Below are 13,652 nucleotides of genomic sequence, written 5' to 3'. Positions count from 1 at the left end.
TTAATGTTCAATCCAATTAATAACTTTTTCACTCATAGGACTTTCACGAGGTGCAAGCACTTGATCTATCTGCCCCTTTTCATTGATAAGAAATTTCTGAAAATTCCATTGAACAGGAGCATCTATTAGTCCGTTTTTTTCTTTTTGTGTCAACCACTGATATATAGGGTGCATATCTTTACCTTTTACACTAATTTTTTCCATCAATGGAAAAGTTACCCCATATTTAGTTGAACAAAAGGCTTTAATTTCTTCGGCTGTCCCAGGCTCCTGATTTAGAAAATTATTGGCAGGAAATCCTATAACTAAAAAATTTTTATCCTTATATTTATCATACAAGGCTTGTAGTTGCTCATATTGTGGCGTAAATCCACACTTGCTCGCTACGTTAACTATCATTATTTTTTTGCCTTTTAAATCATTAAATTTAAAAGTTTTACCATTAATATCATTAACAGTAAAATCATAAATAGTTGTTTGACTATTAGAAGTATTTATAAAAATTACCCCTATAATAAGAATTGCTAGTTTCATACTTTTAATTTTTTCGATTTTTACAAATTTATTTAGAATTATTCTAAATACAAATATCTTTCATTACATTTATATATTTTTAACATCTTTTTATTGTACTTTCAAAAAGTATAAAGTTTTTTTCAATATATGCTCACATAAATTTGTAAATTTGTCAAAAAATAAGTACGTTTGCAACTTCAAAAAAAAGAATCATTTTGAATATGGAAGAAAACAATAAAAGCATTGAAAATAAGGAACTTGAAACCGAAGAAAGCACCCTTTCAAAAACCGAACAATTTATAGATAAAAATAAAAAAAGTATTACATATGTAGTAGCGGGTTTAGTTATTATTATAGCCTTATACTTTATATATAAGAAAAGTTATTTGGCACCTTTAGAAGACGAAGCACATCAAGAAATGTTTATGGCCGAAAATTATTTTGCAAAAGATTCCTTTAAGTTAGCTCTTAATGGCGATGGTCAATACCCTGGCTTTATAAAAATAATTGAAGATTATAGTTCTACCAATGCTGGCAATTTAGCAAACTATTATGCAGGTGTATGCTATTTACATTTAGGACAATTTGATAATGCTATAAAATATTTATCTGACTATAACACCGACGATCCATTGCTTTACACCGCTGCAAAAGGTGCTTTGGGCGATGCTTACTTAGAAAGCGGAAAACTCGATGATGCTATCTCAAATTACAAAAAAGCTGCATACGATAAACCCAATCAATTTTCATCACCATTTTATTTAATGAAATTAGGCTTTGTTTATGAAAAACAAGAAAAATGGGATAAAGCATTAGAAATATACGAATATATTGAAAAGGAATATAACCGAACCAATGAAGGACGCAAAATAGAAAAATATATTACGCGTGCTAAAATAAAGTTAAATAAAGACGAACTTTAAAAAAATGGCTACATATTTAAAAAAAGACAAAAAAGGAGAACTACTTAATGGTTCTCCTTTTTCATTTGGAATAGCAGTTGCCGAATGGAATCCCGAAGTAACCGAATCCTTATTAAAAGGAGCACTCGAAACTTTAAAAAAAGCTAAAGTAAAAAAATCAAATATTACAGTAGTGAAGGTACCGGGCAGTGTTGAACTTACTAAAGCTGCACAATGGCTTGCTAATACAATGAAATACGATGCTATTATTATGCTGGGATGTGTTGTACAAGGCGAAACACGACATTTCGACTACGTTTGCAATAGTGTTACGCAAGGAGTTACCGAACTTAATCTGCAATACGACATCCCTTTTATTTTTGGAGTTTTAACAACTTTAAATCAACAACAAGCACTCGAGCGAGCCGGAGGCAAATATGGTAACAAGGGTAGCGAATGTGCCGAAACTGCTATTAAAATGGCTTGGATTAGAAAAAATAATCAGTTTTAATTTTTTTTACAAAAGGTATTTTTTTAATTTTATGTAATTAAAATTCATATTGTGTTTAGAATTATTGTAATAGTATTTTTAGTCTTTGTTAGCACAAAAAATATTATTGCTCAAAATTATAATTTTAAACACTATACTATTGAAGACGGATTATTACACGAATTTGTTAACGATATTATTCAAGATAGTAAAGGAAATGTATGGTTAGCAACAGGAGGTGGTCTATCTAAATTTAATGGAGTTGAATTTTTGAACTACACGTCTAAATTTGGATTAAATTATTCAAGATTATTATCCGTATCCGAAGACTTTAGCGGCAATATATGGATTGGTTCGTCACAAGGAATAAATGTTTTCAATGGCGATCATTTTTTATCGTGCCAAGACCCCAAACTTGGGAAAACTGTGCTGGCATTAGAAAAAGCCAATAACAACCTTATGTGGATACTGACCGATAGTGGGTTAAATATAGCAACACTGGTAAATAATATTATTAAATTCAAGCATTTACCATACAATTTAGGACATAAAAACGAAATAAGTATTTTTCAACAACGCGATTTAAATAATTTCGTACTACAAACAAAAAATATCGGAACTTTCATTGGTTATGGTGGATCATTATTTTGGTTTCATAATAAAAGAATGAATAAAATTATAATGCCAGATTCTATTCGAGTGTTTTCGGCATGTGAACTCGATAATAACGAAATTCTAATTGGAACCAATAAAGGTTTTTTTTTATTTAACAACTTATCTTTAAAACCATTCAGAAAATATTTTACCCAAAACGCATCTATCCTTAAAATAAAAATAAGCAAATTTAAAATTTGGGCAATAGCAAAATGGAAAGGTGAATCAGAAAGTTATTTAATATGTTTAAAGTTATCAAACCCCGATTATTTTAGAAAAATTGGAAAAAAGAATGGGCTCATAAACGATCCTACCTCCCTATTCATTGATCATGAAAATAATGTATGGTGCAGTTCTTTTGGTGGATTAAGCATATTAAGAGGTGAAAGTTTTATTAATTATCACACTAAAAACGGAATGATAGGCAACAAAATATGGGGCGTTACCGAAGATTCCGAACATCGTATTTGGGCTGGTACCATTGGCGAAGGACTTTCAATTATTTCTAAAGATACTATTATACAACGCTTTGGCTTAAAAGAAGGCTTACCCGATTTATTTATAGGAAAAATTTTTGAAATTAATAAATACAAAATGCTCTTAGGTACGGCTAAACATGGGCTATGCATGGCTAATTATAACCCTAAAATAAATACATGGACATTTGAACAGCTAAAAATAAAACTTAACCAAGGCGAAACAAGAATAGACGACATTATTAAAGACCATAACGATACTATTTGGATTGCTTCGAGCAAAGGATTATATTTTTGTTTACCTAATAAATTAGACCCTATTCATTACCCATTATTCGAAGGAGATACCGGTCAAGTTTTTGTGCAAAAGCTACTTTTCTCTTCAAAAAAAGAATTATGGGTTACTACACGCAACAAAGGAGTTTTTGTTAAACGCAATGGTAAATTTTATTCTGTGTTAGAAAATCATTTAAAAAATAAAATAATCGCTTCTATATGCGAAGATTGCTTTAGAGATATTTGGATTGCATCGCAAACCGATGGTGTAATGAATATTAGCACAAAAAATCCTGTATGGCTAAATGAATCGCATGGACTTTCTTCAAAGCTAGTTTATTTTTTACAAGCCGATAATCATTGTAATTTATGGATTGGAACTAATTTAGGACTCGATAAAATGATATTATATCCCTACAATAAAAATCATCAAATTGTAATTCGACACTACGATACCGACGACGGTCTACAAACATTAGAAATGAATCTCAACGGTTCTATTATGGACCATCGCGATAATTTATGGTTTGCTACTAATAATGGGCTCTTAAAATATAGCTATAACGAAGATATTATCAATAGTGTTCCACCCATTACGCACATCACCGACATAAAACTTTTTTCAAAAAAAACAAACTGGAATAAATATCATTTTAAAACTACCTCGTGGTATCATATTCCCGAAAATCTAAAGTTATCTTTTAAAAACAATCATATAACATTCGAATTTGTAGGAATTAGCTACAAAAACCCTAAAAAAGTTACCTACTCATGGATACTTGAAGGATTTGATAAAAAATGGAATCCATCTACATCTAGCCGACAAGCTATTTATTCTAATTTAGAACCAGGAAAATATACATTTAAACTTAAAGCATCTAACGATGAGGGATTATGGACAAAAAATGAAATTGTATATTCATTTGAAATTGTACCTCCATTTTGGACAACTTGGTGGTTTAGACTTTTAATTGCTATTCTTTTTATTTTTAGTCTTTATTATGCCTATCGCATAAGAACTTTATCTTTACGTAAAAAACATATTGAACTTGAAAAACAGGTCAAAGAACGTACAACTGAAATTCTAAAACAAAAAGAAAAAATCGAAGAAATATACCACGTTTTAAATCAAAGCATAGAGTATGCACAAAATATACAAAAAGCTATTTTACCAGATGAAAAAACACTCTCAAAATATTTTAACGATCATTTTATACTCTTTATGCCACGCGATAAAGTAAGTGGAGATTTTTACTGGTGGACCCACATGAAACACGAAAACACATTAGTACTAACAGTTGCCGATTGTACGGGACATGGAGTACCTGGAGCATTTATGAGTATGTTAGGCATATCGATGCTTAACGAAATCGTAAATAAAGAATTTATTACATATCCGGCAGTAATTCTGCGTCGATTGAGGAAAGATATTGTAAAAACGCTTCGACAATCTACTGAAGTCGGCGAATTAAAAGATGGAATGGACATGGCTGTTGTAAGCATTCATCTCGACTCACTTTTACTGCAATATGCAGGAGCCAATAATCCTATTTATATAATTAGACCCATAAACCATGATTCCAATCAATTTCATTTATTCGAATTAAAGCCCGACAAAATGCCTATCTCTATATACGATAAAATGGACAAATTTACACCTCAAGAATTTCAGTTAAATAAGAGGGATAGAATCTATGCCTTTTCAGATGGCTTTGCCGATCAGTTTGGCGGCGATAAAGGTAAAAAACTAATGTACAAGAACTTTAAACAGCTTTTAATTAACACCTCTATGCTTCGAATGAAACAACAACACGAATCTATGCTCGCTTTTTTAAATGAATGGAAAAAAAATTTCGATCAGGTTGACGATATCACGGTGATAGGTGTCGAAATTATTTAATGCTTACAATGATTCTAATAATATCTGAATTTTTTCTTTCTCGTGTTTTTCTTTATTTTTTTGCCAATTGGCATATTCAAATTGCAAATTTTGCAGTAATTGAGTATTACCAGAAATATATTCAAGTGTTAAATAAACATTATTAGAAACAAATAATATGTTATTATCGAGATCAACTATCTTTAAAGGCAATTCAACATTTATAGGAAGTGCATATTTAATTTCCAATAACTTAAAAATTTCATCCTTCTGATTGGTAGTTAAATAAGGAAATATTTGTATGCCATAGAAAAAAGTATGATTGTAAAAATGTAATTGCGAACGGTTTTTTAATAACTGAATTGAATTTTTATAGTGTAAAATATTATAATTGTAAATATTATCATATTGACTCGTAAATCTAGGTTTACCTATATATTCTTGAACTTCTTTAATAGACATGTTAAAGGCAATTTTGCCTTTAAAAAAAATTAGCTGATTATAATAAAATTGATTATCAAAAGATTTTATTTGAGTATATCGCTCAAAAAAATCGAAATTATAAAAACTATTTTTATAATAATAATTTTTATAATAATTTTTTGACTTATGCTTTTCAATATAAGACAATAAAAAATTCATAATGCAAATTAAGTATTTTTTCTAATACATGTCAAGTATTTTTACGGTTAATATTAAAATTAGTTTCCAAAAAAAAAGCGTCAGATATTTTCTGACGCCCAATTATGTGGTAGAATTTCAAATTTTAAATAAAAAAATAATTTTGACTAACGATGCTTTTATATAGTCGAAAATTCTAATTTTGATAATTTATATTCTTCAATCGGTGTGCAAGTACATACTAAGTTGCGATCACCATATGCATCGTCTATGCGAGCAATGGCGGGGAAAAATTTATTTTCTTTAACCCAAGTCAATGGATATGCTGCTTTATTACGTGAATAGCTATGATTCCAATCATCGGAAATGATATCTTCGGCTGGGTGTGGTGCATTAACTAAAACATTGTCTTCGAAATTATATTTTCCATCTTTAATTTCCATTATTTCATGATAAATATTGATCATAGCATCAATAAAACGATCGAGTTCTTGTTTTGACTCACTTTCGGTAGGTTCAACCATTAAAGTACTATGCACTGGAAACGATACCGTTGGCGCATGGTAACCATAATCCATAAGTCGTTTGGCAATGTCGATCTCAGTAACATGAGCTATATCTTTAAACTTATGGCAATCTAATATCATTTCATGAGCGTTAAAGCCACTTGTACCAGTATATAAAATATCGTAATACTTTTTAAGGCGAGCAGCTAAATAATTTGCATTCAAAATAGCATATTTGGTAGCATTGGTTAAGCCCTCAGGTCCCATCATAGTTATATATGCATGTGAAATAAGCAATACTAATGGACTTCCAAATGGAGCAGCAGCAACAGCTTCGACACCATTTTTACCACCCGTTTCAATTATGGGGTGTTGTGGTAAAAATTCAGCTAATTCTTTGCGAACTAATATGGGTCCAACTCCTGGTCCACCGCCACCATGAGGGATAGCAAATGTTTTGTGTAAATTAAGATGGCAAACATCAGCATCAATATCGGCTGGACTTGTTAAACCAACCTGTGCATTCATATTAGCACCATCCATATACACTAGACCACCGTTTTCATGGACAATATGAGTTATGTCTTTTATAGCCTCTTCGAAAACACCATGAGTCGAGGGGTAAGTAACCATTAAACCAGCTAATTTATCTTTGTATTGTTCGGCTTTAGTTTTAAGGTCTGTTACGTCAATATTTCCCATTTTATCGCAATTAACAACCACAATATCCATACCCGCCATGGCGGCACTTGCAGGGTTAGTTCCATGAGCTGATGAAGGTATCAACATCACGGTTCTATGACGATTTCCTTGTTTTTCATGATATTTGCGAATAACCATTAAACCTGCATACTCACCTGCAGCACCAGAATTTGGCTGAAAACTTATAGCATCAAAACCAGTAATTTCTTTTAAATAATTACCTAACTCATCAATAATTTGATAATAACCGTCTGCTTGGTCTTTGGGAACAAATGGGTGAATATTGCCAAATTCGGGAAAACTTAAAGCAAGCATTTCGGATGCAGCATTCAATTTCATTGTACACGAACCAAGCGAAATCATACTGTGAGTAAGTGAAATATCTTTTCGTTCCAATTTCTTAATGTAACGCATCATCTCGGTTTCGGAACGATATGCATTAAATACATTTTGATTTAATATTTTATCGCTTCTTAACGATGGAATATACAATTTTGAAGATAGGCTATAATTAGTTTTTGCTTTATTTTGAACGCTTGCAAAAATATCTACTAAGTCATTTACATCATCAATGGTTGTAATTTCATCTAACGACAAACGTATGGTAGCATCGTTTATATAAGCTAAATTTATTTCTTTAGCTAATGCCATTTCCTTAATTTGTTCTGCCTTTACATTTGGGGGTAGTTGAATGGTTAAAGTATCGAAAAATGTTTCATTAGTGGTATAACCTAATGCAAGCAATTGTTCTCTTAAAGTAGCAGTAAGTGAATGAATATTCAAAGCGATATTCTTAATACCTTCGTATCCATGATATACTACATACATACCAGCCATCGTAGCTAATAATGCCTGTGCTGTACAAATATTAGAAGTTGCTCGCTCACGTTTTATATGTTGTTCTCTTGTTTGCAATGCCATACGCAATGCAGGACGCCCTTTAGCATCTTTTGAGACACCAATAATGCGTCCAGGCATATTGCGTTTAAATTCTTCTTTCGAAGCAAAATAGGCAGCATGAGGACCACCAAACCCCATAGGAATACCAAAACGTTGGGTTGAGCCAAATACGATATCAGCTCCCCAATCACCTGGAGGAGTTAAAAGAGTTAGGCTTAAAATATCAGCTGCCACTGCTAACATTTGACCTTTTTCGTGCAATTGTTTTGCAAATGTTTCGTAAGAAGGAATAGAACCATCGGCAGCAGGGTATTGTACTATGGCACCAAAAAATGTATCATCTGTGTTTACTTCATTAAAATTTCCTGTAACAACCTCTATTTCAAAAGGAACTGCACGCGTTTTAATAACAGCAAGAGTTTGTGGAAAAATATTTTTATCTACAAAAATTTTATTGGCATTGCGTTTAACAGCATCGCGAGAACGGCTATTATACATCATAATCATAGCTTCAGCTCCAGCGGTTGCTTCATCTAAAAGAGACGCATTCGCTATCTCCATCTTTGTTAGCTCAATTATAACTGTTTGAAAGTTCAAAAGGGCTTCTAAACGACCTTGCGAAATTTCTGCCTGATAAGGAGTGTACGAAGTGTACCAACTAGGGTTTTCTAAAATATTGCGTTGAATAACGGCTGGCATGTGAGTTCCGTAATAACCCATACCAATGAAAGTACGGTACATTTTATTTTTTCCAGCAACTTTTTTTATACGTTTTAAATATTCGGTTTCATTTATTGCAGGAGGAAGATTTAATTTACTTTTACGTAAAATATTTGTTGGTACAACTTTGCTTATAAGTTCATCTAAATTACTTACTCCTATTGTTTTACACATTTCTTCAACCTCTGTTGAACGAGGTCCTAAATGACGAGATTCAAATACATCTATTTCCATATTTTATAAAAAATTATTAGTTTTACAAATTATTTTATGCGGTAAAGGTATAAAATATATATAAAAAATTTCCTAACTCTAACTCAGTAAAAATGAATTTTAATATTATTTATATGAAACTATTTGTTTTATTAACTTTTTTTGTGTGGTTATACAATTTAACCTCTTATGCACAAGAAGACACCATTTGGTTTCTTAGCGGTGAACGATTAATAAGTTCACAATATACCATTAATGTTGAAGATGGTATTTTAACATACATAAACAAACGAAATAAGAAAAAACAAATTGGTTTAGAATATGTATTTTCAATCGTTGACTCAAAAAATAAAGAAAAAGTTTTTTTCGAATCAACTACAATTGGCAAAACGTATTTTACTGTCGAACAAATGCGCAGTTTTATCAGAGGTGAATTTATAGCTCATGAAAACTATCATTCACCATTTTCAACCGTTTCGGGTATTATTACAGGAACAGGTTCAATATATGCAGTACCTTCATTACTCGGATTGAATGTTTTTTTTGCTCCGCTTGTACCAGCAGCCAATTCTACTATTGTCGGATTGTTTAATTACAAAGAAAAAAAAGTAATCGAAAAATATCCTGAACATAAAGACGACAATTATTTTATTGCAGGATATCGCGAGGTAGCAACTCAAAAACGGATTAACAATACCATTAAAGGCGGACTTATTGGTTTAGGATTAGGAGTTGCTAGTGCTATTATCATCAATCAGGTTGTTAAATAAACTATGAGTAAAATTATTTTTGAACGTTTACTTTTAACTAATGGATTAACCGTTCTTTTGCATCAAGATAAAAACACTCCACTGGCTGTTGTAAATATTCTATATAAAGTTGGCTCACGCAATGAAAACCCTCAACGCACAGGCTTTGCTCATTTATTTGAACATTTAATGTTTAGCGGCTCACAAAATGCTCCCGAATACGATAGTATTGTAGAACAAGCAAGTGGCGAAAATAATGCTTTTACTAATACCGATTTTACAAATTATTATATTAATCTACCAGCCACAAATATTGAAACCGCTCTTTGGCTTGAAGCCGATCGTATGTTTCTGCTTAATATCAACGAAAAATCACTTTCGACACAACGTAAAGTTGTTGTTGAAGAATTTAAACAACGATATTTAAACAAACCATATGGTGATACATCATTGCTTTTGCGTCCCCTAATTTACACCCAACATCCGTATCAATGGCCAACTATTGGCAAAGATCCTTCTCATATTGAACAAGCAACCTTAGACGAGGTTAAAAAGTTTTACCAAAAATGGTACGCCCCCAATAATGCCATTCTTTCTATTGCTGGAAATTTTGATGTAGATAATGTAAAAAAAATGGTTGTAAAATGGTTTGAAGATATTCCAAAACAATACATTCAGCCGTTAAGTTTACCCAAAGAACCATTTAAAAAAAGTCGAACTTTTTTGCAAGTAAAACGCGACGTGCCTGCTTCTGCCATATACATAGCATTTTTAATGACGAACCGCCAAGATCCTCATTATTACGCATTCGATATGATTTCAGATATTTTAGGCAATGGCAAATCGTCGAGGCTTTATCAAGAACTTGTTGTTAAAGAAAATATCTTTCAAGACATCACTTGTTATATTTCAGGATCGTTAGATCAGGGATTTATTATTATTGAAGGTAAAATTCACGACCACTACACGCTCGAGCAAGCAGAAGCAGCCATCTGGAAAGTAATAAAAAAAACTAGGAATTCTATTAATCAATACGAATTATCAAAAGTCAAAAATAAATACGAAACCAATTATTATTCGTCGCTTGTAAATTTAATGTCAAGAGCCGAAAATCTCGCTTTTTATGAATTTATTGGCGATGCTGAACTTATTAATCATGAAATGGAAAAATATTCTAATGTTTCATTAGAAGCTATTTTTAACATATTTGACAGCGAAATGATAATAGACAAATCGATTGTATTATATTATCAAAAAGAAAAAGCATGAAAGACCGTTCTATCATACCAAACATAAAAAAAATAATCGACATACCTATTCCCCAGGTTCAGAGATGCTCATTGGCCAATATTCCCTGTTCAATAATAACCGGATCTAGTCAACCTCTTATAAAATTCGACCTATCAATTTCAGCTGGTGAAGCCTATAACGATAATCCTTTAGTTTCATTATTTACCAATGCGTTACTTATAGAAAGCACACATAAACATAGTGCCACCGAAATAGCAGAAATGATCGATTTTCTAGGCGCTGAAATAGTTCCTTCTAATGGCATTATTTATTCAAACCTTACAATGATATGCCTATCTAAGCATTTCAATAAAGCCTGGGATATTTTATTAGAACTAATTAGCTCACCTAAATTTGATGAAAATGATTTCAATACACTTAAAGCCAATAAGCGTAAGCAATTTCAAATTGAACTCAACAATGTAAACCAACTTTCACGCCGATTTTTTAAACAATTAATTTTCGGCAACGATCACCCTTACGGGCGTTTATACGAACTCAACGACTTTGATATAATTACTACAAAGCAACTCAATGAACATTATAGACGTCTATACCATAAAGATAATGCTCGCATTTTTATTTCTGGCGATGTAATGGAAGAACATTTAAAATACATAGAGAATAGTATTTATTTTTCGAATTCTACCAATACTTTACCATTTATACCAAAACTTAATCCGAACACTTCACAAAAACTTTTTATTAAAAAAGAAAATGCCGTTCAAAGTGCTATTCGAATAGGTAAGCTTACCATTTCAAAACATCATCCCGATTTTAATGCCTTACAAATTGCTATTACCCTTTTAGGAGGTTATTTTGGTTCAAGACTTATGCAAGAGCTTAGAGAGCGAAGAGGATATACATATGGTATTGGAGCATTTATAATAAGTCTCAAAGAAACTGGATACATAGTAATTACAACCGAAGTCGCTTCTAAACATACTCAAAATGCACTTAATGCAATTTATGAAGTAATTCATCAATTCTGTTCCGAAAAAGTAAGTAATGAAGAATTAGAGCAGGCACGTTCATACTTAATGGGAGAATTTCTTCGTACTTTCGACGGGTGTTTTAATATTATGGAAGCCTATAAATCATTAGACGACCTAAATCTTGGAATGGAACATTTTGAACAATATCTAAATCATTTAAAAACAATAAGTCCAGAAGAAATATTATCCATAGCTCAACGTTATTTAAAAGAGGGTTATAGCGAAGTGATAGTTGGTAATTTCTGTTAATATGAGAGGGAGTTTTTTAATAATATTCATGCTTAGTTTTGCATTCAAAATCAATGCACAAGACACTATTCCACCTGATATACCCAAAATTGACAGCGTAAGTGTTTACGATATAAATACCGGAAGTATTATTGTTTCATGGTTTCCATGCGACTCTCCCGATGTAGCGGGATATATAATATATCGTTCGGTAAATGCTTTATGGCAAATTATTGCCAATGTTCCTGCTCCAGCAACATCTTATATTGACAATACTGCTGCTGGTAATTTTCACCCCGAATTATATCGCATTGCATCATACGACCATGCGGGTAATTATAGCCCTATGACTCCTGCCAATGCTTATCATAATTCAATTTATGTCTTCCCTTATCAAGATAGCATCAATTGCCATTTTGCTATACGTTTAAACTGGAACCGTTATATTAATTGGACCGAAGGTGTCAAAGAGTATCAAATATTTGTAAGCCAAGATTTCGGCAACTGGCAATTATTAGCTACCGTCAATGGTAGTACTAATCAATATTACCATATGGACGTGCAAGACAATACCTCTTATTGTTACATTATACGTGCTATTAGCAATGACTATAAAACATCATCGTCCAATAAAACTTGCTTCTTTACAAACTTACCTAATTTGCCATCATTTATAAATGCCGATTTTGCAACGGTTGAAAATAATTCAATTAAAGTAAGTTTTACGCTCGACACTAATGCAACCATATGCCGGTATCAATTGTGGCGATCAACCGATGGCATTAATTATAGTTCTATAACCTCCTTTAATTTATGTGGTAAAGCTCATTTTGAATATACCGATCCGACTGCTAATCCAGAACATAATTATTATTACAAACTAGTTTCATTCGATCAATGCAATAATATTCGTTTAGAATCGAATATAGCTAGTAATATTGTTTTAACTGCTCAAGGAAATGAAGAAGTACAAAACTTACTCCAATGGAATCATTACCAAGCATGGTTAGGGAATATCGATTCTGTTTATATTTACAGACTCACCGATAATAATTCAAATTTGATTTACGCTCAAACAGTCGGAAATACTTCCTATCTTGACGACTTAACAAATATTGTAATGCAAAACCCAACTACCAATAATAAATTTTGTTACTATATTGAATACATCGAAGGCACATCGAATCCATACGGTATAAGAGGGCATTCCAAATCGAATATTGCCTGTGCGTACCAATTTCCTCGAGTTTTTATAGCCAACACATTTAGTCCAAATGGCGATGAATTAAACGATGTATTTAAACCATCTACTGCTTTTGTTGATCATGATGGTTTTGTATTTAAAATTTTTGATCGCTGGGGCAATGTTGTTTTTAGCACTCAAGATCCTGCAATCGGTTGGGATGGAAAATCGGGAGGGCAAAAAGCTCCATCGGGCATGTACACTTATTATTTAAAATATAAATCATTAGACGGTGGTATTCGCGAAAAAGTTGGAAGCGTAACCGTTTATTTTCCATAATAAAAAGAGGCTG

At 32.0% G+C, this 13,652-nt stretch carries 10 protein-coding genes; 7 read left to right on the top strand and 3 right to left on the bottom strand.

Annotation, left to right across the window (positions count from 1 at the left end; all coding sequences use genetic code 11):
• A complete protein-coding gene (locus HPY79_01155) occupies nucleotides 1–534 on the bottom strand; it encodes a glutathione peroxidase (protein ID NSW44424.1) in 534 nt (177 codons plus the stop codon).
• A gap of 203 nt (nucleotides 535–737) precedes the next feature.
• On the opposite strand from HPY79_01155, the gene HPY79_01150 reads away from it, so the two are divergent.
• From HPY79_01150 to HPY79_01140, 3 genes are read left to right on the top strand one after another with little or no spacing between them, the layout of a single operon-like run.
• Nucleotides 738–1,439, top strand: coding sequence for a tetratricopeptide repeat protein (locus tag HPY79_01150; protein NSW44423.1), 702 nt, complete (start codon nucleotides 738–740; stop codon nucleotides 1,437–1,439).
• Nucleotides 1,440–1,443: 4 nt separating this feature from the next.
• Entirely contained in the window at nucleotides 1,444–1,929 is a 486-nt protein-coding gene (locus HPY79_01145; protein NSW44422.1) for a 6,7-dimethyl-8-ribityllumazine synthase, read from the top strand.
• Nucleotides 1,930–1,980: 51 nt separating this feature from the next.
• Entirely contained in the window at nucleotides 1,981–5,214 is a 3,234-nt protein-coding gene (locus HPY79_01140; GenBank protein NSW44421.1) for a SpoIIE family protein phosphatase, read from the top strand.
• Nucleotides 5,215–5,217: 3 nt separating this feature from the next.
• Here HPY79_01140 and HPY79_01135 read toward each other — a convergent pair whose 3' ends face one another.
• Together HPY79_01135 and gcvP are read right to left on the bottom strand one after the other, a co-directional pair.
• Nucleotides 5,218–5,655 (bottom strand): hypothetical protein, encoded by a 438-nt coding sequence (locus HPY79_01135; GenBank protein ID NSW44420.1) that lies wholly within the window; start codon nucleotides 5,653–5,655, stop codon nucleotides 5,218–5,220.
• Nucleotides 5,656–5,993: 338 nt separating this feature from the next.
• Nucleotides 5,994–8,876 (bottom strand): aminomethyl-transferring glycine dehydrogenase, encoded by a 2,883-nt coding sequence (gene gcvP, locus HPY79_01130; protein ID NSW44419.1) that lies wholly within the window; start codon nucleotides 8,874–8,876, stop codon nucleotides 5,994–5,996.
• Between the two features lie 113 nt (nucleotides 8,877–8,989).
• On the opposite strand from gcvP, the gene HPY79_01125 reads away from it, so the two are divergent.
• The 4 genes from HPY79_01125 to HPY79_01110 are packed head-to-tail and all read left to right on the top strand — an operon-like array spanning nucleotide 8,990 to nucleotide 13,639.
• Entirely contained in the window at nucleotides 8,990–9,625 is a 636-nt protein-coding gene (locus HPY79_01125) for a hypothetical protein (GenBank protein ID NSW44418.1), read from the top strand.
• A 3-nt stretch (nucleotides 9,626–9,628) separates the two neighbouring features.
• A complete protein-coding gene (locus HPY79_01120; protein NSW44417.1) occupies nucleotides 9,629–10,873 on the top strand; it encodes an insulinase family protein in 1,245 nt (414 codons plus the stop codon).
• On the top strand, nucleotides 10,870–12,138 hold the full coding sequence (locus HPY79_01115) for an insulinase family protein (GenBank protein NSW44416.1): 1,269 nt from the start codon (nucleotides 10,870–10,872) through the stop codon (nucleotides 12,136–12,138). Before HPY79_01120 ends, HPY79_01115 begins: the two co-directional genes overlap by 4 nt.
• A gap of 28 nt (nucleotides 12,139–12,166) precedes the next feature.
• Nucleotides 12,167–13,639: a gliding motility-associated C-terminal domain-containing protein gene (locus HPY79_01110; protein ID NSW44415.1), complete on the top strand. Its 1,473-nt coding sequence runs from the start codon at nucleotides 12,167–12,169 to the stop codon at nucleotides 13,637–13,639.
• Nucleotides 13,640–13,652: the final 13 nt, after the last annotated feature.

This window comes from Bacteroidales bacterium (assembly GCA_013314715.1).
In the GTDB taxonomy this organism is placed as follows: domain Bacteria; phylum Bacteroidota; class Bacteroidia; order Bacteroidales; family GWA2-32-17; genus Ch61.
Note: the sequence above shows the minus strand (reverse complement) of the source record. Positions and strands in the feature narration are given on the sequence as shown.